This is a genomic window from Stenotrophomonas sp. YJH_SMC_106-19 (genome assembly GCF_059368375.1).
The window spans coordinates 1606267-1626443 of the sequence record NZ_JCAFRQ010000001.1; the positions used below are offsets into that span (position 1 = coordinate 1606267).

Below are 20177 nucleotides of genomic sequence, written 5' to 3' on the forward strand. Positions count from 1 at the left end.
AGAGAAGAAGAGCCGAAGGCGGACTCAGGCCGCCGGCAGATCATGCGGCGGCGGCCGGAACAGCGGCGAGATCAGCCAGACCAGCCCGATACCGAACAGCAGGGTCAGGCCGAACGCGCGCAGCGCCGGAGTCTGCGACAGGCCCAGCAGGCCGAACGACAGCCAGGTACTGGCCGCACCCACGCACACCGCCAGCCATGCACTGGCGTCGCCACGATGCTCGATCAGGAAGATGCCATAGTCGATGCCCATGCCCAGCAGCAGCATCAGCGCCAGCACGTTGAACAGCTGCAGCGGCTGGCCGAACAGGCCCAACAGGCCCAGGGTCAGCGCACCGGCGATCAGGGTCGGGGCGAACACGCGCCAGGCCTGGCGGCGATAGCGCAGCCACAGCGCGCCGAACACCAATGCGATGCCGACCAGCAGCAGCCCGCCCATCAGCTTGCGGTAGTGGCCCAGCAGCGTGGAGAAATCGGAGGTTCGGTCTACCCAGCGCACGCCGGGCAGGCCTTCGGCGGCACGTTCCAGCGTGGCCAGAGCATCGGCACGCGACAGGTCATCGACCATCACCACGCTGATCATCTGCCCACCGACCTTACCCACCCACAGGTGGCGGAACGGCTGCGAGGCCGGCGAGGCCAGGAAGGCGTCGGCGGTGAGCGGCGCTGCGGCAAACTGCGGTCGCTGCAGCGGCTCGCCCACGGCTTCGGACACAGCCGACAGCACGCCGGGCTCCACCTTCGCGGTCAGCGCAGCATCGGCCTGCTGCCGGGCCGGTGATGGCAGCCAGTCACTGATCGCGCGGTAGCCACCAATGCGCTTGTCATCGGCCAGTACGCGCAAGCGTTCGGTCAACGCCTCTTCGCGCTGCAACAGCTGGGCGGCATCGCTGCCCTGCACCAGGTAGAACTGTGCCGGGCTGGGCATGCCCAGCAGCTGGCTCAGGCGGATCTGCTGGGCCATCAGCGCCGGTGGAGACGACTGCAGGCTGCGCAGGTCGTCGTTGCTCTGCAGGCGCGCGATGCCCACCGCGGACAACGCCAGCGCGGCCACCACGAAGATCGCCACCGGGCGCCGGCCGTGCAGGCGCGGGAAACGTTCCAGCGTATTGCCCAGCCAGTGCGAGAAGCGGGTCTGGCGGATCTCGCCACCGTCGAGCCACGGGAACCAGAAGATCACCGTGAGGAACGCTGCTGCCAGGCCCACCACCGAGAACAGCGCCATCTGGCGAAGGCCCGGGAACGGGGCCAGGCCCAACGCGAGGTAGGCCAGCGCACTGGTCAACAGTGCCAGCCACAGGCCGGGCAGCAGATGCCGCAGCAGCTTCCAGCGACGGTCGGCCGGTTCGGCCTGGCGCGACGCAAACCAGTGGATGCCGTAGTCCTCCGCTACACCCACCAGCGATGCACCGAACACCAGGGTCAGCACGTGCACTTTGCCGAACACCAGCACGGTCACCGCCAGCGCCACGCCGCAACCGATCAGCAGCGACGCGGCCACCAGCAGGATCGGCCGCAGCGAACGGAACGCCAGCCACACCAGCAGCAGTACCGCGGCCAGTGAGCCCCAACCGATCGTGTTGATCTCGCGATTGGCCTGCACCGCAGCGGCTTCGGCGTGCAGCGGCACGCCGGCATGCAGGATTTCCAGCTCGGGCGCTGCGGCCCTGGCCGCCTTCCCGGCCCGCTCCAGCAGGCCATCGAGATGGCGCTCGCCATCGAGCTGGAACGCCGAACCCGGCGTATCGAACTGCAGCGCCGCCCAATGCTTGCCCTCGGCTTCAAGCAGGCCATCATCACCCAGCCGCAAGCCCGAACCCTGCGCCTGCTGCTGCCACCACTGCGGCCACAATGACAGTGGATCCTGCCGCCATTCGGTGAGCCGCGGCGCACCCATCGGCCCGTACAGCGCGGCGAGTGCCTGTTCGGCCAGCGCACCGGTTTCCGTGCTCTGCAGCTGGTCACGCTGGGCCGGGGTCAGCAGGCGGTCGCGATACGGCGCGTAGAACGCACGCGCCTCGTCGAACCAGCCTTCAATGGACCCACTGGGCACCAGCAAAGCGCTCTGGGCATCTCCAGCCATGGCCGCAGCGAACGCGGCCTGCGCCCGCTTGGCGGCGGCGCCATCCTGGCTGCCGAGCAGCACCACCACCTGCCGCGAACTGCCATCGGCGATGCGCCGGGTGACATCGCTCAACAGGCGGTCATGCGCATCCTGCGGCAACAGCGCGAGGATGTCGGTATCGATCCGCGGCTCCTGGCTCCACAGGCGCCACTGCTGCACGCCCAGTACCAGCAGCAACACCAGCCAGGCGATGCCCAGCCAATGCCACCAACGCCGCAACCGGTCCGGTGCGTTCAACGCCACGGCGTCACTCAAAGCGGCGCGCCTCGTCGGGGTTCAGCGTGGCGGGGGCTTCACTCAACGCGCTGAACTGGATCTGCGTGCGGTCCTTGTTCGCCTCGACGATCTCGACCTGGCGCACATAGCGGTCACCCTGCAGCGTCAGCGACTCGAAGGCCTTGGCCAGCATCGCCGACTTCGGTGTCAAACGCAGGCGCCAGCCCTGCCCTTCACGGCTGGCCGCCACGTTGAACTGGCCGGAGAGTGCCTGCACGTCGCCACTCATCAGCGCGAACATGATCGCATTCACCGAGCGCATCGCCGGCTGCTGCCGTGCATCGAGTTCAACGCGGGTGCTGCCATCGCGCTGGCGGCTGAGGATGCGGTCGGCGGTGACCACCACCTCGGAGGGGAACGGCGTAAGCGTGGTCCAGATCACGCCGTGCTGGCGCGCGACCACGAACCGGCCGTGCGAGCGCAGCGGATTCCTGAAGCCACTGACCTGCTTTTCCTGGCTGAACTGTCCACGCAGCACCTCCGGACGCGCCACCGCCTGGGTGATCGCGTCGACGGCAGGATCGGCCGCCTGTACACGCGGTGCGGCCACCAGCAGCAGCGCGCACAGCAGCACGCCTGGAAGACGGGCGAGCATGTTCATGGCGCGGGCACTCCCAGACGTTCCCACAGTACCGGCGGGCATTGGTACAGCATCTCCTTGCTGGCGGCATCCACCGCGACCTGGATGGTCATGGCCCGGGTGGCCACCTGGCCGCTTTCCGCATCCAGGATCTCATAGTCGATCTTCAGCCGGTTCTCCCATTCGACGATGCGTGCACGCACCAGCAGCCGCTGGTTGAACAGCAGCGGCCGCACGTATTTCACGCGCGCGTCGACCACCGGCCACAGGTAGCCCGATGCGAGCATCTGCGGGTAGTCGTAGTCGTGGCGCTGCAGCAGCGCACACCGGGCAATCTCCAGATACTTGAAGTAGTTGCCATGCCAGACCACGTTCATCGGATCGCAGTCGTGGAAGGCGGGGCGCAGCTCGATTTCACAGACCAGGTCATTCACCGGAATACAGTTCCCAACGTTGCGCGCGGATCTCCACCAGCAGTTCCCGCAGTTCGCGATCCAGCGCGCGGTCTTCCTCGACCAGCGCGATGCGCTGCCCCAGGTCCACATACATGTCGGCCAGACTGCCATGCAGCTGCGCGTTCAGGCCAACCCGCTCGCGCAGTGCCAGGCCCTGGCGGGCGGCGATCAGCATCGCCGCCACCACCTGTTCAGTCAGTTCGATCACACGCAGGCAGTCGCGCGCGGCGATGGTGCCCATGCTGACCTTGTCCTGGTTGTGGCATTCGGTCGAGCGCGAGAACACACTGGCCGGAAGGGTCTGCTTCAACGCTTCGGCGGTCCACGCCGAGACGCTGATCTGCAGTGCCTTCAGCCCGTGGTTGATTGCTGCCCGCGGGCCGGTAGCCGCCGACAGATTGGCGGGCAGGCCGTGGTTGTATCGCGCATCCACCACCAGCGCCAGCTGCCGGTCGAGCAGGTCGGCAAGGTTGGCCACGGTATTCTTCAGCGTGTCCATTGCCAGTGCGATATGGCCGCCGTAGAAATGGCCGCCGTGCAGGATGCGCTCGCCGTCGGCATCGATCAGCGGGTTGTCGTTGGCGCTGTTCAGCTCGGTTTCGATCAGCTGCCGCAGGAAGGGCAGGCTGTCTTCCAGCACGCCGATCACGTGCGGGGCGCACCGCAGCGAGTAACGATCCTGCAGGCGCTGTTCGTTGCGCGGCGGCCGTTCGCTGTGCAGGTCGCGGCGCAGCCGTGCGGCGATGCGGGCCTGGCCCGGATGCGGCTTGGCCGCGAACAGGGTTTGGTCGAAATGGTGCGCGTTGCCGTCGCTGGCCAGCACGTTGAATGCGGTCAGGCGGGTGGCCAGGCGCGCCAGGTAGTCGGCACGCTGCCAGGCCAGGCAGGCCAGGCCGGTCATCACCGCAGTGCCGTTCATGATCGCAAGGCCTTCCTTCGGCCGCAGCTTCAGCGGGACCATGCCGATGCTCGCCAGTACTCCGGCAGCCGGTTGCACGCGGCCATCGTGCAGGACCTCGCGCTCGCCGCACAGCACCGCCGCTACGTATGACAGCGGCGTCAGGTCACCGCTGGCGCCGACCGATCCCTCCGCCGGGATCATCGGCAGCACGTCATGCCGCAACAGTGTGGCCAGGCCTTCCAGCAGGGCTACGCTGACACCGGACATGCCACGCACCAGCGACGCCAGACGGGCAGCCAGCACCGCGCGGGTCTCGGCCGGGTCCAGGTAACGGCCCAGTCCGCAGCCATGGTAGGTGTACAGGTGGTGCGGCAACTCGGCCACCAGCGCCGGCGGGATGTTCACCGTGCACGAATCGCCGTAGCCGGTCGTCACGCCGTAGATCACCCCGTCCTCGCGCAGCAGGCGGTCGAGAAAATCGGCACCGCGCTGGATATGGGCACGGAAGGCCGGGGCCTCGCTCAGTGCGGCCTCGCACTGGCGATGGGCCAGCGCCACCACGTCTTCGATGGTCAACGGTGCGTCGCCAAAGCGGCACACGGGTACGGCGTCAGTCGTCATGCGGAGCCTGATCCCAGAAGGGGAAGAAATTGAACCAGTCCAGCGGGGACTGGATGACCTGCAGTTCGAGCCACTGCGCGAAACGCTGCGTCTGCCCTGTCAGTGCCGCGTCCCGCGAGCCACGCGGCAGCACGATGCGATCGGCGAACTGCTCGAAGGCGACCCGGTACCCCTGGCCTTCATGCAGGCAGGCCATGGTGTACACCGGGCAGCCCAGTGCCGCCGCCAGCACGTAGGCACCGATGGGGAACGGGGCACGGTGGCCGAGAAAATCCGCGGTGACGCTGCGTCCACCCTGCACTGGCGTGCGGTCGCCGACGATAGCCACGAAGCCACCGGCAGCCACGCGCTCGGACAGCATCATCGCCGTGGCCGGCCCCATCGCGGTGACCTGCACCAGTTCCACCGTTGCCAGCGGGTCCAACCGCTGCAGCAGGCGATTGAAGCGCTGCGCGTGCGCGGTGTGCACCAGCACGGTGATGCGGAACCCCGGCACCTGTTCGGCCAGCACCTGGCACAACTCCAGGCAGCCGATGTGGGCGGTCAGGATCAGTCCGCCTTCGCGGCGTGCGATCCTGTCCAGCACCAGATCGCGCCGCAGCTGGATGCGCTCGGGCGGATAGCGTCCGCCCAGGCCGAGGATCTTGTCCAGCAGGGTGTCGGCGAACGCGAAGAAATGGCGCAGGCTGTCGCGCCGCGTCGGCTCGCGGCCCAGCGCGCCACTGTGTGCCTGCAAGCGCTGTAGATACTGCAGTGATGCCTGCCGGGCCACGCGGTTGCCCAGCCAGTGGCAGAGCACCACCGGCCACACGCACAGGCGGAACGGCCAGCGCCCGAACCACCGATGCACCCAGCACAGGAACAACACGCCGGCCACCGATGTGGATTCACCGATGTCGGCCCAGTGCGGCGCACCTTGGGGGGCGGCCATCTCAGCCCTGCCCCTGCAGGCGGCGCCAGAGCAGGCGCGGTGCGCGCCGGAGCATGCCGAAGAACAGGCGCGCATGCATGCGGCTGATGCGTACGTTGTCGCGCCACACATCGAAATGCGAGACACCGTCTGCCGGATAGGTCACCCGCGTCGCCAGATGTTCCACCGGCACCTGCCGCCAGTACAGCCGCACCATCACTTCGGTATCGAAATCCATGCGCCGGCCGATGGTCTCTTCGCCCATCAGGCGCAGCACCGGAGGCAGTGGATAGACACGGAAACCGCACATGGTGTCGCGCAGATGCAGCGACAGCGTGTTGATCCAGACCCAGACATGCGTTGCGTAGCGACCGTACAGGCGGGCCTTGGGCACACTGGCATCGTAGGCGGGAATGCCGCAGATCACCGCGTCCTGCCGCGCACGCGCGGCCGCGATGAAGCGCGGCAGGTCGCCGGTGTCATGCTGGCCGTCGGCATCGATCTGCAGCACGTGGCTGCAGCCCCGCCTTGCGGCCTCGGCGAAGCCCGCCAGCATCGCCCCACCCTTGCCCTGGTTGACCGGCAGACGCAGCAGATCGACCCCTTCACGCTGTGCCAGCGCCTGCAGCACCGAAGCACATGATGCATGCGAGCCATCGTCCACAAGCAGGCAGGGCAGGCCAGCGCGCTGTACGCCATCGACCACCGCGGCGACAGCATGTTCGTGGTCGTAGACGGGAATCACCACCAGTGGCGCGAACGCGGCACCGGCATCGGCCGGATCACTGCGCATCGGCGAAGACCATCCTGCCACTGGCGTGTACGCCATGCACGGAGGCATAGCGGAAGACCAGCACGTTGCGTGCGGTATCCCAGTCCAGATGCAGCGTCAGCTCGTCGCCCGGACGCGCCACATGCTGGAACTTCACCGCATCCATGCGCACGAACCCCTCCGGCATCGCAAAGGCCTGCCGGGCAAAGCGCACCGCCCAGTCCACCTGGGCCACGCCGGGCAGGATCGCGGCCTGCGGGAAATGCCCCTGGAACGGGCGCAGCGCCGGGTCCAGGGTCATGCGCAGGGTAGCGCTGGCCGCCTCGCGCCGATCCCATACCGGCACCGGCATCGACGGCTGGAACAAGGCCACCAGCGCGGCCTGGGTCACCTTGCCCTGCGCATTCACCGGCAGCGTGGGTACCAGCCGCCAGCGGCGCGGACGGGTCACGGCGTCATGGCTCTGTGCCAGGCGCGCGGCCAGCCGCTGGCCCAGCGCGCGGCGCGCGGCATCATCGGCATCAAGCAGTGCCGCATCGGCCGGCACCACCACGGCCGCCAGCTGCTCGCGCTGGCCGGGCAGCACCAGCACGCGCACGTCATCGACGTCTGCGTCGTCGCGCAACGCACGTTCCAGCGCATCGAGCGAAACGCGGCGCTCTTCGATCTTGACGATGCGGTCGGCGCGGCCGAGCAGGCGGAAGCAACCCTCGGCCAGCGCTTCCACCCGATCCTGCGTGCACCACCAGTCGCGGCTCTGCAGATGGGGTGAAGCCACCGCCAGGCAGCCTCCCTCGATTCTCCACTGCACCCCCGGAAGCGGCTGCCAGGGCGGAAGATCGGTATCCCAGCGACGCCAGGCGATGCCGCCGGTCTCGCTGCTGCCGTAGACCTCGGTCGGTGCGACTGCCATCCATTGCCGCACCTGCCGCGCTGCCTCTTCCGGCAGCGGGCCGCCAGAGGAGAACACAGCGCGCAGGTGGCCCTGCAGGCTGGCCCAATCCAGCTGCGCAGGCAGGCGCTTGAGGTGCGCCGGGGTCGCCACCAGCACCGTCTGCGTGCCCGCCAGCGCAGCGACCAGATCCTCATGGAAGAACCGCCGCGGATGGATCAGGCGACCGGCGGCCAGCGGCCACAGCACGCGGAACAGCAGGCCGTAGATGTGCTGGTGCGACACCGTGCCATGCACCTGCGCGCCTTCCAGCTGTGCGCCGAACGCGGCCTGCAACGCATCGACCTCGCGCGCCAGCTGGTCCAGGCGCTTGTCGATCGCAGTGGGTTCGCCGGTGCTGCCCGACGTGAACACGCACAGCTCGCAGGCATGCTCGTCCAACGCATCCAGCTCGACCTGCGCACCGGCGGCCGCCATCATCAGTGGCCGGTAATCACGGGAAACGTCACCGGCAAAACCGCTCACCTGCGGCTGCAGGGCCTGCAGCGTGGCGGGCAGGTTGTCGGCGGCCAGGAACACCCGCTTGCCGGCGTGCCAGGCACCGAACAGCGCCTCGGCGAACGACACGGCATCATCGAAGTACAGCGCCCAGTCACGGCCGTCAGTGGCGGCAAACGCCGTACGCCAGGCCACTACGCGCTGGCGGAATTGCTGATGGTCGACCACTTCGCCATCGCGGATGCCGACAGCACGCTGCGGCCGCGCATCCCGCAGCAGCCGGTCCAGGGCAATCCACTCAGCCATGGGCGTGCGCCGCCTTCACCCGTCGCCGCACCAGCCATTCGCCTGCGAACAATACGCCCATCATCACGTACGCCAACAATCCGTTGTAGAGCATCCAGACCCGATCCGATGCGTACAGCGCGGTGAGCAGGGCCAGACTGCCGTTGAGAACGAAGAAGCCGCACCACACCTGGGTGACGCGGCGGGTATAGGCCACCGCGAACGGTGGCAGGTCCGGCTCCTGCAGCCGCGCCAGGCGCTCCACCAGCGGCGGCCCGAACCGCAGGCTGATGGCGAACACGCACAGCATCACCACGTTCACCAGCGCCGGGTACAGCTTCAGCGGCAGCGCCTGGTTGAGCACGGTGGCCAGCACCGCCAGCAGTCCGGTACCGGCTGCAGCCGCCCACCACAGCGGCTGGCGCGTGCTCAGGGCACGCAGCAATGCCAGGGTGAACAGCAGCAGTGCCAGCCAGCGCGGCTCGAAGCGGTCCATCGCCAGGTAGACGAGCAGCGGGTAGGCCAGCGAAATCGCCGCCACCACGACCGTACGCGCGCGTGCCAAGGCGGAGCCGCCCGCGCTGCGGTCAGGCTGCTGCCTGGTCCGGCAGCAGCCGGTGCACGACATCCACGATGTCCTGCACGGTGCGCACGGCCTTGAACGCTTCCGGCTGCAGGTTGCGGCCGAGCAGCGGCTTGAGCTGCACGATCAGGTCGACCGCATCGATGCTGTCGATGTCCAGGTCGTCATAGAGACGTGCCTCGGGGGTGATCCGGGCCGGTTCGATCTCGAAGCTGTCGGTCAGGATGTTGACGATGCGTTCGAACAGTTCATTCTTGGTCATGGCAGCTCCTGGCGCCGTTACGACTGGCGGGCGGCGACGAACTCGCCGAGCGCGCGCACGCTGGAGAAATGGCGCCGGGTCTCTTCCGAGTCGGACGACAGGCTCACACCGTACTTCTTCTGCAGCGCCAGGCCCAGTTCCAGAGCGTCGATCGAATCCAGGCCCAGGCCCTCGACGAACAGCGGCGCGGTCGGATCGATGTCCTCCGGCGTGATGTCCTCCAGTGAAAGCGAGGAAATGATCAATTCCTTGATCTCGTGCTCAAGTGCTTGCACGGGTCGAATCTCCAGACAGGTCGAAATAACGAGAAAGGTGCTCGGTGACGCGGCGTGCTGCCAAGGCATCCCCCCTTGGCGCGTCGTCTTCGGCCAGGAATGGCGCGATCGGGATATCTTCGCCGATCTGCAGCCGAACGTGAAAGCGACGTGAGGGCACACGATACCATTTCTGCCCTTTGCTCAGGGTTGGCGGGGTACAGGTGATCCGCACCGGCGTGATGTCCAGCCGGCCGCGGACGGCGATATTGGCGGCCCCACGCTGAAGCCTCGGCGACTGGCCGGGCACGCTGCGGGTCCCTTCCGGGAAGATGACCAGGCTGCCGCCGGCCCGTACCGCGGCCACGCAGTCATCGACCAGGCCGGCCCCGTCGTCATTGGAAATGTAGCCGGCGGCCCGGACCGGGCCCCGCATGAACGGGTTGCGGGCCACCGCCCGTTTGACCACGCAGTCGGCATTGGGCAGCAGCGAGACCAGGCAGACCACGTCGATCAGGGTGGGGTGGTTGGCCAGGACCAGCAGGCCGTCGCGCTGCAGGCGCTCGCGCCCTTCGATCTCATAGGTCATCACCCCGAGCCCGCGCATCAGCCGCAGGTGGCTGGCGAACGCCACCTGCACCACGCGGCGGGCGCGACGGCGGCGGGCCACCGGATCACGCATCAGCAGCAGGACCGGCATCACCACGGCGCCCAGCAGCAGTCCGCCGATGCCGAACGCAGCAAAACTCAGGCCGGTGCCCACCACCCGCCAGGCAAGATCGAGCCGGCGCAGCGCCTCAGCCACGGCGGCTCCAGCGCCAGCGCTGGCCATTGGCAACGTGTTCCAGCGCCGGCGCGCCCGCGAGCAGGAAGCGGTGCAGGTCCAACGCGTGCGGCAACAGGCCGGGCGCAGCGGTAACCGGGGCCGGCGCGCCATCCCACTGCAGCGACAGCGTCGGCAGCGCCTGTGTCGGCGCCACCACACGCCAGCACCAAGCGAAGAACGGGTCGGGTTCGTCGGCGAACGTCGCGTAAACTTCGGGCAACGGCGACTCGTAGACCACCACCCGCACTTCGCGGGCGCCATCGGCCAGCAGACCGGCGGCCTCCAGGCAGGCGGCCTCCACCGTCGCCTGGCCGGCAGCCAGCGCCAGATAGTTGCCGCGATGGCCACGAGCGATCGAGTACAGCGCAGCGATCGCGTTATGGACCGACAGGCCGAATCCGGTGGGCGACAGGGGCTGCTCGTTCACCAGCGCCCCGAGCAGGTCCATCGAGCGCGCCACATCACCATGGCGGCTGGCAAACACCAGCGGTACCTGGCTGTCGGCCCCTTGGCCATCCTCGCACCAGCAGGCCGTCTGGATCGCCATCCGCCCCAGCCGCTCGATGCGGCGGCGCTGCATCGCGGGCACCTCGGACAGCGCCGGCGTGCCCTCGCCCTGTGGCAGGAAGGGTGCGTCAGCCCAGCTCAGCCACTGGCTGCGCTCGCTCAGGCCAGGTGCCCAGGCAGCCCAGTCGACGATGGAGAATTCGATCATCTAGCGATGGTGCTTCATCAGGAGAACGATGGCACGAGCCATTATGGCGACGCGCGGCGGCCCCCCCGTCCCTGCAGCCGTGCGTCCGTCCAGGACGTCGCCGGCTGCCCCCCTGGCGGCCGGAAAGGAGCGCACGCTAGCACGTCCTGCGCAGGGTGTGCAGGTTTCACATTGCAGAACGCGGGGCCGGCACCTGTGGCCCCGCACGCCATTGCTCAGTGGTAACCGGCTCCGGCCTGCACTTTGCCGCGGAATACCCGGTACGACCACGCCGTATAGCCGAGGATGACCGGCAGCAGAATGACCAGCCCGACCAGGGTGAAGCCGAGCGAGGACGCCGGTGCGGCTGCCTGCCACAACGTCATCGAGGGCGGCAGCAGGTACGGCCACATGCCCAGCACCAGGCCCAGGAAGCCGAGAATGAACAGCGCCAGGCTGAGCAGGAACGGCGGCAGGTCGCGGCGTGGATGCGTGGCGCTGCGCCACAGCGCAGCGGCCACCGCCAGGGTCAGCAACGGCACCGGTGACAGCCACCAGAAGTTGCCGTCACTGAACCAGCGCGCCATCAACCGCGAGTCCAGGAACGGCAGCCAGCTGCTGACCAGGCCCATCGCTGCGATCACCGCCACCACCAGCGGCCGTGTCAGCTGCCGCGCCAGCGCCTGCACGCGCCCTTCCGTCTTCAGGATCAGCCAGGTGCTGCCCAGCAATGCGTAACCGGCGACCAGCGCCGCGCCGGTGAGCATCGCAAACGGGCTGAACCAGGCAAACGCACCGCCGTGGTAGACCCCGTCCACCAAGGGCAGCCCCTGCACCAGCGCGCCCAGGATCACGCCCTGGGCGAACGTGGCCAGCAGCGAGCCAAGCGCGAACGCCACGCTCCACAGCCTCCGCGAGCGATGCGCCTTGAAACGGAATTCGAAGGCCACGCCGCGGAACACCAGTGCCACCACCAGCAGCAGCACCGGCAGATACAGCGCCGACAACAGCACTGCATAGGCCTTGGGGAACGCCGCCAGCAGGCCGGCGCCGCCCAGCACCAGCCACGTCTCGTTGCCGTCCCAGATGGGCGCAGCCGTGTTCATCATCAGGTCGAGCTGCTCCTCGTCCTCGGCGAACGGCGCAAGGATGCCGATGCCCAGCACGAACCCGTCCAGCACCACGTACATCAGTACGCCGAAGCCGATCACCGCGAACCACGCCACCGGCAGCCAGGTCACCAGGTCCATGTCAGCGCTCCTCCAGCGGTTCGTCGGCGGCGGACAGCGGCCGTGCCGGGGTGTGGCTGCCGTGGTCCAGCGAGGGCCCCTGGTCGTGGGGCTGCGGTCCATGGCGCAGGATCTTCACCAGGTACCAGATGCCCCAGCCGAAGACGAAGGCGTAGCCGACGACGTAGACCCCCAGCGACAGCGCGGTCATCCATGCGCTCTGCGGGCCGACCGCATCGGCAGTACGCAGCACGCCGTAGACCACCCACGGCTGCCGCCCCATCTCGGTGACGAACCAGCCGGAGAGCAGCGCGATGAAGCCGCTCGGCAACATCCAGTTCCAGCCGCGCAGCAGCCACGGCGAATCCAGCAGCTTCCTCCGCCACAGCTGGAACGCCGACACCCATGCCAGCAGCAGCATCAGCGTGCCCAGTCCAACCATGATGCGGAAGGCGAAGAACACCGGCGTCACCGGTGGCCGTTCACTGGCCGGTACCGAAGTCAGCGGATCGAAGGTGCCGTCCAGCGAATGGGTCAGGATCACGCTGCCCAGCTTCGGAATGGCGACTTCGAAGTCGTTGCGCTCGTCCTTTTCGTTGGGCAGCGCGAATACCACCAGCGGCACGCCCTCGCCTTCGCCGGATTCATGCCAGTGCGCTTCCACCGCCGCGATCTTCATCGGCTGGTGCTTGAGGGTGTTCAGGCCATGCATGTCGCCGACGAAGATCTGCACCGGCACGGTCAGCGCGGCAAACGCCACGGCCGCGATCAGCATGCGCCGGCCCGCCTCCACGTGCGTTCCCCTGCGCAGGTACCACGCACCCACGCCGCCGATCACGAAGCAGGTGGTAATGAACGAGCCCAGCGCCATGTGCGCCAGCCGGTACGGGAACGACGGGTTGAACACCACCTGCCACCAGTCCACCGGATGCACGATGCCATTGACCATCTCGTAGCCGGCCGGGGTGTGCAGCCAGCTGTTGGACGACAGGATCCAGAACGTGGAGAACAGCGTGCCCAGCGCCACCATGCAGGTGGACAGGAAATGCAGGCGCGGCGAAACCCGGCCCCAGCCGAACATCATCACGCCCAGGAAGCTGGCTTCCAGGAAGAACGCGGTCAGCACCTCGTAGGTCAGCAGCGGGCCGATGACGGTACCGGCCACCTCGCTCAGGCGCGGCCAGTGGGTGCCGAACTGGAAGGCCATGACGATGCCGCTGACCACGCCCATGCCGAACGATACGGCGAAGATCTTCTGCCAGAAGAAGTACAGCTCCCGCCAGACCGGGAGACGGGTACGCAGCCAGCGCCATTCGACGAAGGCCAGCCAGCTGGCCGTGCCAATGGTGAAGGCCGGGAACAGCACATGGAAACTGATGACGAATCCGAACTGGATCCGGGACAACAACAACGCGTCCAAGGGACGCCTCCTGCCTGCGACCGGTGGGATACCGGACCACTTTAGGAATATTTCGTTACGCCGGGATGCGACCGGGTGACGCGCTGCTTCACTCTGTCGCAGGGGAAGCCGCCGGGCATGGCCGCGCCCCACGACCTGCGGGCGCCGATCCGCCGGGCATGGCCCGGCGCTACCCATTGATCCGCTGATCCGCCGGGCATGGCCCGGCCCTACCTATTGATCCGCCGATCCGCCGGGCATGGCCCGGCGCTACCCATTGATCCGCCGATCCGCCGGGCATGGCCCGGCGCTACCCATCGATCCCCAGGTAGCGCCGGGCCATGCCCGGCGAGAGCCTCAAGGCCAGAAGTACCAGGCACCGGCCGCCAGCAGCGCGCCCACCAGCAGCACCTGCACCACCACATAGCCCACGCCACTGTCGCGTGACTCACTGGCAATACGCGTCTGCAACGCCTCGCTCACGTCCGGGGTCTGTTCCTGCCGTGCCTGTTCACGCAACGCCTGCGCCAGCGCGCGCTCGTCGGCATCGCGGGGATCGGTCGGTGGATTCACAGCAGTTCTCCGGCGGTGGCATGCCGCGTCAGTTCCTGCTTCAGGAGCAGACGCGCGCGGTGCAGGTGGCTCTTGATGGTACCGCGTGCAAGACCGGTCACCTGCTCGATCTCTGCCAGGTCGAAATCCTCCAGGTAATGCAGACCGACGATCAGACGCTGCGGCGGGCTCAACCGCTCCAGCGCCGCACCCAGCTGGCGGCCGGCCTGCAGCGCCTGGCTGAGTTCGGCCGGGCCCGGTCCCTCGTCACCGATGCCCATATCCTCCGGTACCTCCACCGCCACCATCCACTGCGCTTCCAGGCGCCGGCGACGCAGGTGCTGCAATGCGGTGGTGTAGGCCACCCGTGAGATCCAGGTCCGCAGCGAGGATTCGAAGCGGAACCGGTGCAGTTGCCGGAACACCGCCAGGAAGGTCTCCTGCAGCAGGTCAGCGACCTGATCGCGGTCACCCACCATGCGCCCGATCACATGCGCGCACGTGCGCTGATGGGCCTGCACCAGCTGCGCGAACGCCGGTTGCGAGCCATCGATGATGGCCCGCACCAGCGCCGCATCATCTTCGATGACCGCGGCCGCCGCGGCGTCCTGCCGGCGGCGGCCGCGCAGGGCGGACAGGGCTTCGCCCAGCAGGCTCATGCGCACCGCTCCCCCGGGGCGTGTGGCATGCCGGCGCTCAGCTCTTGCGCACGGCGGGGCGGGTGAAGTGCCAGGCCAGCAGCTGGCCCAGGCCGGCACTACCCACCAGGGCGGCAGCGGCGCCAAAGGTGAGGTCGCGGGCGCCCAGGACTTCCAGCAGGCCCATGGCCAGGGCCAGGCACACCAGGCTGATGCCCCAGCGCAGCGCGCCCTGGCGGCGGCGCTCTTCCTCCAGCACGGCCAGGGAGCGGATCACCTCCTCGGGCACGTGCGGCGCGACCAGCTTGCTGCGCGCGCGCGCATCGGCGATGGCGTGGATGGCGTAGGCGATGCAGATGAAGAGGGTGATCGGGATGAGTTCCTGCATGGTCGTGCTCCTGTGCGGTGAATGATGCGGGTTCAGGAGAATGGATGCGCGATGGGGGGCACCGGTTGCACCGCTTTGCCGATCCCGCTGCCATGACCTGTGGCCCCCTCCTGCGGCGCGAACGGCTGCTACCCTTGCCCGGTTTCCTTTTCTGGTGCCGTCCGCCCATGTCCCGAGTGCTGCCCCTGTCCCTCCTGCTGTCGGCCGTGCTGGCCGCACCGGCCGCCCATGCCGCGCCGACGCCGATCACCATCGAACAGGCCATGGCGGATCCGGACTGGATCGGTCCGCCGGTCGAGAAGGCCTGGTGGTCGTGGAACAGCCAGCAGGTCGAGTACCAGCTCAAGCGCAACGGCAGCCCGGTGCGCGACACCTTCCGCCAGCCCGTGGCCGGTGGTGTTGCGGCCCAGGTGGCAGACGACCAGCGCGGCACCCTGGACGTGGCCGATCCGGTCTACGACCGCACCCGCACCCGCAGCGCCTTCGTCCGCAACGGCGACGTGTTCGTGCGCGACCTGCGCAGCGGCGCGCTCACCCAGCTCACGCGCAGCAACGAGCGCGCCAGCGGGGTGAACTTCGCTGCCGACAACGGCGTGATCTGGCGGGTGGGCCAGAACTGGTTCCACTGGACCGCTGCCGGCGGCGTGCAGCAGGTTGCCAGCCTGAAGGCCGACAAGGACCCCAACAGCGCGCCCAAGGACGACCTGCTGCGCGACCAGCAGCTGCGTACCCTGGAAACCCTGCGTCGCGACCGCGAGCAGCGCGAGGCATTGAAGGACCAGGACCAGCGCTGGCGCCAGGCCGACCCGACCCGCGCGCCGGGCCCGGTATACCTGGGCGCCGACGTGGAGATCGCCGACAGCGTGCTGTCGCCGGACCTGGGCCACCTGATCGTGGTGACCACGCCGAAGGACTTCGACGAGGGCCGCACCAGCAAGATGCCGCTGTACGTGACCGAATCCGGTTACGAGGAAACCGAGGACACCCGCACCCGCGTCGGTCGCAATGGCAACGAGCCGCACACCCTGTGGTACGTGGACGTGCGCAGCGGCAAGGCGCAGAAGCTGTCGCTGTCCGGCCTGCCGGGCATCGCCACCGACCCGCTGGCCGACCTGCGCCGCAAGGCCGGCAAGGAGGCGCTGAAGGGCGAACGCAGCGTGCAGGTGATGAGCGACTTCATGGGCGGCGGCATGCGCTGGAGCGCCGATGGCCAGCAGGCGGCGGTGATGCTGCGCGCCAACGACAACAAGGACCGCTGGATCGTCAGCATCGGCAGCGACGGCCGCGTGCAGAACCGCCACCGGCTGACCGACAACGCGTGGATCAACTGGGGCTTCAACGATTTCGGCTGGATGGCCGATGGCCGCACGCTGTGGCTGCTGTCCGAGGAATCGGGCTTCTCGCACCTGTACACCCAGGCCGGCACTGCCCGGCCGCAGGCGCTGACCAGCGGCAAGTGGGAGACCTCCGCGCCCGTGCTGTCGGCCGACGGCAAGGGCTTCTACTTCCTGTGCAACCAGCAGGCCCCGCACGATTACGAAGTCTGCGCGGTCGACACCGGCAGCCGTCAGGTCCGCGAGCTGACCAGCCTCAACGGCGTGGAAGACTTCTCGCTGTCGCCGGATGGCCAGCAGCTGCTGGTGCGCTACTCCGGTGCCTACCTGCCACCGCAGCTGGCGGTGCTGCCCAGCGCGGGCGGCCAGGCCCGCGTGCTGACCGATACCCGCAGCGCCGACTTCAAGGCGCGCCAGTGGATCCAGCCGAAGCTGGTGGCGGTACCGTCCAGGCATGGCGCCGGCGTGGTCTGGGCCAAGTACTACGAACCCGAGCACAAGGAACCGGGCAGGAAGTACCCGATCGTGATGTTCGTGCACGGTGCCGGCTACCTGCAGAACGTGCACCAGCGCTACCCGGCCTACTTCCGCGAGCAGATGTTCCACAACCTGCTGGTGCAGAAGGGCTACATCGTGCTGGACATGGACTACCGCGGCAGCGAGGGCTACGGCCGCGACTGGCGCACGGCCGTCTACCGCAACATGGGCCACCCGGAACTGGAAGACTACAAGGACGGCCTGGACTGGCTGGTGGACACCCAGCAGGGCGACCGTGACCACGCCGGCATCTACGGTGGCTCCTACGGCGGCTTCATGACCTTCATGGCGCTGTTCCGCGCACCGGGCACCTTCAAGGCCGGTGCCGCGCTGCGCCCGGTGGTGGACTGGCACAACTACAACCACGCCTATACCAGCAACATCCTCAACACGCCGGACATCGATCCGGAGGCGTACCGTGTGTCCTCGCCGATCGAGTACGCGCAGAACCTGCAGGACAACCTGCTGATCGCGCACGGCATGATGGATGACAACGTGTTCTTCCAGGACTCGGTGAACCTGACCCAGCGCCTGATCGAGCTGCACAAGGACAACTGGTCGATCGCCCCGTACCCGCTGGAGCGCCACGGCTACGTCCGCGCCGACTCCTGGCTGGACCAGTACAAGCGCATCCTCAAGCTGTTCGAGCAGAACCTGAAGTGAGCAGTGCCGCGGCCACGATCCACATCGTGGCCGCGGTCATCGTCGACGACCACGGCCGGGCGCTGGTGGTACGCAAGCACGGCGCCGACCGCTTCATCCAGCCCGGAGGCAAGCCCGAACCGGGCGAAACGCCACTGCAGACGCTGGCCCGCGAACTGGACGAGGAGCTGGGTGTGCGCCTGCTCGCCGACCCTGCCGTGGCGCTGGGCCATTTCCAGGACTGGGCGGTGAACGAGCCTGGTCATCGCGTACAGGCCGAGGCCTGGTGGGTGCAGGTACAGGGCACGCCGCAGGCACGCGCGGAAATCGCCGAGCTGGCGTGGGTGCCGCTGCGCCCGCCCCATGGCCTGCGCTTGGCACCCTTGAGCGAACACCATATCCTGCCGGCCGTTGCCACCCGGGTGGCGACCCGCTGAAGACGCCACTGCAGCCAAGGACATCGGATGTCGCTTCAACCGCCCCGGCACCGCCCTGCCATGCCGCTCAACCCGGAGGATTTCGTGCGGCCGCTCGGCCTGGCGTCGCTGCTGATCTGCGCAGCGTTCGTGGTGGCCATGGCGATTCAGGCGCTGGTGGTCTGGCAGCTGTCCGACGGCCCGTTCTGGCGGTGGATGCTGCTGTCGGCCACTGAACAGCAGTTCCCGCCAAGCCTGCTGTGGATACTGCGCAAACCGGTGGACGCTACCCTGTGGCTGATGCTGTCAGCGATCCCCGCCGTGCTTTCCAGCTGGGGATTCGCCCGGCGACGTCGCTGGGGCCTGTGGAGCTACGTGGCATTGCTGTGGCTCTCGGCCCTGGCAAACTTCGCCGTCGCCGGGTGGCTGGACAGCGTCGTCGCCGACGTCATCGGGCGTATCGTCGATCCAGGCACACTGCGCGAAGCGCGAACCCAGCACATCCTCATGTCGCTGACCTTGTTCGGCGGCGCCTTCGCCCTGCTCGTCGCGCAGGGCTGGCTGGCCTGGCGCCTGCTGCGGCCGGATATCCGCTCCTGCTTCCACTGACCTGCCCTCACCCGCGGCGTGCGGCAGGCCCTGCGGTAAAGTACGCGTCATGAACGAATTCGAGCGCGTGCGCGCCTACCTGACCGACCTGCAGGACCGCATCTGTGCGGCGATCGAAGCGGCCGACGGCCAGGCCCGCTTCCAGGAAGACCTGTGGCAGCGCGCTGAAGGCGGGGGTGGCCGTACCCGCGTGCTGCGCGACGGCGCGGTGTTCGAACAGGCCGGAATCGGCTTCTCGGATGTCTCCGGCAGCCGCTTGCCGCCGTCGGCCTCGGCCAACCGCCCGGAGCTGGCCGGCGCCTCCTGGCGCGCCACCGGCGTATCGCTGGTGTTCCACCCGCTCAACCCCTATGTGCCCACCACCCATGCCAACGTGCGCTTCTTCCAGGCGCAGCGCGACGGCGAAGTGGTGGCCAGCTGGTTCGGGGGTGGTTTCGATCTGACCCCCTTCTATCCCTTCGACGAGGACGTGCGCCATTGGCACCAGGTCGCCCACGACCTGTGCGCGCCGTTCGGTGAAGAGCGCTACAGCGCGCACAAGCGCTGGTGCGACGAGTACTTCTTCCTGCGCCACCGCAACGAAACGCGCGGCATCGGCGGCCTGTTCTTCGACGATCTGCACGGCGATTTCGAACGCGACTTCGATTACCTGCGGGCGGTCGGCGACGGCTTCCTCGACGCCTATCTGCCGATCGTGCAGCAGCGCAAGAACATCGCCCATGGCGAGCGCGAGCGCGAATTCCAGCTGTACCGGCGGGGCCGCTATGTGGAGTTCAACCTGGTCTACGACCGCGGCACGCTGTTCGGCCTGCAGAGCGGCGGCCGCAGCGAAAGCATCCTGATGAGCCTGCCGCCGCGGGTGCGCTGGGAATACGGCTTCACCCCCGAGGCCGGCAGCCCGGAAGCGCGGCTGGCCGATTACCTGGTCCCTCGCGACTGGCTCTAAGGCACCTCGCGGGGCGGTGTGGCCGTCCCCGCACGCACGCCACCGGCCCTACGCGTCCGTGTGCCGGGCGATGATCGTGATGTGGCCGGTGGTTTCCAGCAGCGCCACCTGCACATCATCGATGCGCAGGCAGCCCTGCTGGCGCATGGCGGCATCGAAATCGGCCCGGCTGATCAGTTCGCGGCGCAGAACATCCCGCAACAGGGTGCCGTCACGGGCGATCACCACCGGTTCCCCCTCGATCAGGCGCTCCAGGCGGCGGTTGCGGGTGGTCACCCAGCCCACGCCGTAGTTGAGCAGGATCAGGGTCGCGGCGAGCAGCAGGCCACCGCCCAGGGACGTGTCCTGGCCCAGCAGCGCGTTCTGCACCGCGTTGCCCAGCAGCACGATCAGCAGCACGTCGAACGGGGTGATCTGCCCCAGCGCGCGCTTGCCGCTGAGGCGCACCAGGCCCAGCACGACGGTGTAGACCACCACCGCGCGCAGGATGAACTCCCACCACGGCATCGCCAGTGCGAACAGATCGTGCATTGCGGGCTCCCCTGCTGGGCGGT

Annotated in this window: 22 protein-coding genes; 4 read left to right on the forward strand and 18 right to left on the reverse strand. The window is 68.3% G+C overall.

Annotated elements, in window-relative coordinates:
• Positions 1 to 24 precede the first annotated feature (24 nt).
• From AC5P5M_RS07190 to AC5P5M_RS07270, 17 genes are all read right to left on the reverse strand, one after another.
• A complete protein-coding gene (locus tag AC5P5M_RS07190; RefSeq protein WP_414488003.1) occupies positions 25 to 2379 on the reverse strand; it encodes an MMPL family transporter in 2355 nt (784 codons plus the stop codon).
• Positions 2372 to 3001, reverse strand: a complete 630-nt coding sequence (locus AC5P5M_RS07195; RefSeq protein WP_065174273.1) for an outer membrane lipoprotein carrier protein LolA — start codon at positions 2999 to 3001, stop codon at positions 2372 to 2374. The genes AC5P5M_RS07190 and AC5P5M_RS07195 overlap by 8 nt, the downstream gene beginning before the upstream one ends.
• Positions 2998 to 3414, reverse strand: coding sequence for an acyl-CoA thioesterase (locus AC5P5M_RS07200; RefSeq protein ID WP_414488004.1), 417 nt, complete (start codon positions 3412 to 3414; stop codon positions 2998 to 3000). Before AC5P5M_RS07200 ends, AC5P5M_RS07195 begins: the two co-directional genes overlap by 4 nt.
• Positions 3407 to 4957: an HAL/PAL/TAL family ammonia-lyase gene (locus tag AC5P5M_RS07205; RefSeq protein ID WP_053518080.1), complete on the reverse strand. Its 1551-nt coding sequence runs from the start codon at positions 4955 to 4957 to the stop codon at positions 3407 to 3409. The genes AC5P5M_RS07200 and AC5P5M_RS07205 overlap by 8 nt, the downstream gene beginning before the upstream one ends.
• Entirely contained in the window at positions 4947 to 5888 is a 942-nt protein-coding gene (locus AC5P5M_RS07210; RefSeq protein ID WP_495205701.1) for a lysophospholipid acyltransferase family protein, read from the reverse strand. Before AC5P5M_RS07210 ends, AC5P5M_RS07205 begins: the two co-directional genes overlap by 11 nt.
• 1 nt (position 5889) lies before the next feature.
• Positions 5890 to 6660: a glycosyltransferase family 2 protein gene (locus AC5P5M_RS07215; protein WP_053518077.1), complete on the reverse strand. Its 771-nt coding sequence runs from the start codon at positions 6658 to 6660 to the stop codon at positions 5890 to 5892.
• Positions 6650 to 8335, reverse strand: a complete 1686-nt coding sequence (locus AC5P5M_RS07220; RefSeq protein WP_111187188.1) for an ApeI family dehydratase — start codon at positions 8333 to 8335, stop codon at positions 6650 to 6652. The genes AC5P5M_RS07215 and AC5P5M_RS07220 overlap by 11 nt, the downstream gene beginning before the upstream one ends.
• Positions 8328 to 8879: a COG4648 family protein gene (locus AC5P5M_RS07225; protein WP_164150448.1), complete on the reverse strand. Its 552-nt coding sequence runs from the start codon at positions 8877 to 8879 to the stop codon at positions 8328 to 8330. The genes AC5P5M_RS07220 and AC5P5M_RS07225 overlap by 8 nt, the downstream gene beginning before the upstream one ends.
• Before the next feature lie 22 nt (positions 8880 to 8901).
• Positions 8902 to 9159 (reverse strand): acyl carrier protein, encoded by a 258-nt coding sequence (locus AC5P5M_RS07230; RefSeq protein ID WP_053518073.1) that lies wholly within the window; start codon positions 9157 to 9159, stop codon positions 8902 to 8904.
• Between the two features lie 17 nt (positions 9160 to 9176).
• Positions 9177 to 9434, reverse strand: coding sequence for a phosphopantetheine-binding protein (locus AC5P5M_RS07235; protein ID WP_053518072.1), 258 nt, complete (start codon positions 9432 to 9434; stop codon positions 9177 to 9179).
• Entirely contained in the window at positions 9421 to 10218 is a 798-nt protein-coding gene (locus AC5P5M_RS07240) for a lysophospholipid acyltransferase family protein (RefSeq protein ID WP_053518128.1), read from the reverse strand. The genes AC5P5M_RS07235 and AC5P5M_RS07240 overlap by 14 nt, the downstream gene beginning before the upstream one ends.
• Complete coding sequence (locus tag AC5P5M_RS07245; RefSeq protein ID WP_053518071.1) at positions 10211 to 10954, reverse strand: beta-ketoacyl synthase chain length factor; 744 nt, start codon at positions 10952 to 10954, stop codon at positions 10211 to 10213. Before AC5P5M_RS07245 ends, AC5P5M_RS07240 begins: the two co-directional genes overlap by 8 nt.
• Positions 10955 to 11169: 215 nt before the next feature.
• On the reverse strand, positions 11170 to 12183 hold the full coding sequence (gene cydB, locus AC5P5M_RS07250) for a cytochrome d ubiquinol oxidase subunit II (protein WP_065174269.1): 1014 nt from the start codon (positions 12181 to 12183) through the stop codon (positions 11170 to 11172).
• A gap of 1 nt (position 12184) precedes the next feature.
• Positions 12185 to 13582, reverse strand: coding sequence for a cytochrome ubiquinol oxidase subunit I (locus tag AC5P5M_RS07255; protein ID WP_253119109.1), 1398 nt, complete (start codon positions 13580 to 13582; stop codon positions 12185 to 12187).
• 336 nt (positions 13583 to 13918) lie between these two features.
• The gene (locus AC5P5M_RS07260) at positions 13919 to 14134 is read right to left on the reverse strand and encodes a hypothetical protein (RefSeq protein WP_053519921.1); all 216 of its coding nucleotides are present in this window, start codon (positions 14132 to 14134) and stop codon (positions 13919 to 13921) included.
• On the reverse strand, positions 14131 to 14772 hold the full coding sequence (locus AC5P5M_RS07265; protein WP_128987637.1) for an RNA polymerase sigma factor: 642 nt from the start codon (positions 14770 to 14772) through the stop codon (positions 14131 to 14133). The genes AC5P5M_RS07260 and AC5P5M_RS07265 overlap by 4 nt, the downstream gene beginning before the upstream one ends.
• Before the next feature lie 37 nt (positions 14773 to 14809).
• A complete protein-coding gene (locus tag AC5P5M_RS07270) occupies positions 14810 to 15139 on the reverse strand; it encodes a hypothetical protein (protein WP_053519923.1) in 330 nt (109 codons plus the stop codon).
• A 167-nt stretch (positions 15140 to 15306) separates the two neighbouring features.
• On the opposite strand from AC5P5M_RS07270, the gene AC5P5M_RS07275 reads away from it, so the two are divergent.
• The 4 genes from AC5P5M_RS07275 to hemF are packed head-to-tail and all read left to right on the forward strand — an operon-like array spanning position 15307 to position 19623.
• Positions 15307 to 17673 (forward strand): S9 family peptidase, encoded by a 2367-nt coding sequence (locus AC5P5M_RS07275; RefSeq protein WP_065181421.1) that lies wholly within the window; start codon positions 15307 to 15309, stop codon positions 17671 to 17673.
• On the forward strand, positions 17670 to 18089 hold the full coding sequence (locus AC5P5M_RS07280) for an NUDIX hydrolase (RefSeq protein ID WP_164150441.1): 420 nt from the start codon (positions 17670 to 17672) through the stop codon (positions 18087 to 18089). Before AC5P5M_RS07275 ends, AC5P5M_RS07280 begins: the two co-directional genes overlap by 4 nt.
• Before the next feature lie 27 nt (positions 18090 to 18116).
• Positions 18117 to 18677, forward strand: a complete 561-nt coding sequence (locus AC5P5M_RS07285) for a hypothetical protein (RefSeq protein WP_065174265.1) — start codon at positions 18117 to 18119, stop codon at positions 18675 to 18677.
• Positions 18678 to 18726: 49 nt separating this feature from the next.
• Entirely contained in the window at positions 18727 to 19623 is an 897-nt protein-coding gene (gene hemF / locus AC5P5M_RS07290) for an oxygen-dependent coproporphyrinogen oxidase (protein ID WP_164150439.1), read from the forward strand.
• A 48-nt stretch (positions 19624 to 19671) separates the two neighbouring features.
• On the opposite strand, the gene AC5P5M_RS07295 is transcribed toward hemF, so the two are convergent.
• Complete coding sequence (locus tag AC5P5M_RS07295; protein ID WP_053519928.1) at positions 19672 to 20154, reverse strand: DUF421 domain-containing protein; 483 nt, start codon at positions 20152 to 20154, stop codon at positions 19672 to 19674.
• Positions 20155 to 20177: the final 23 nt, after the last annotated feature.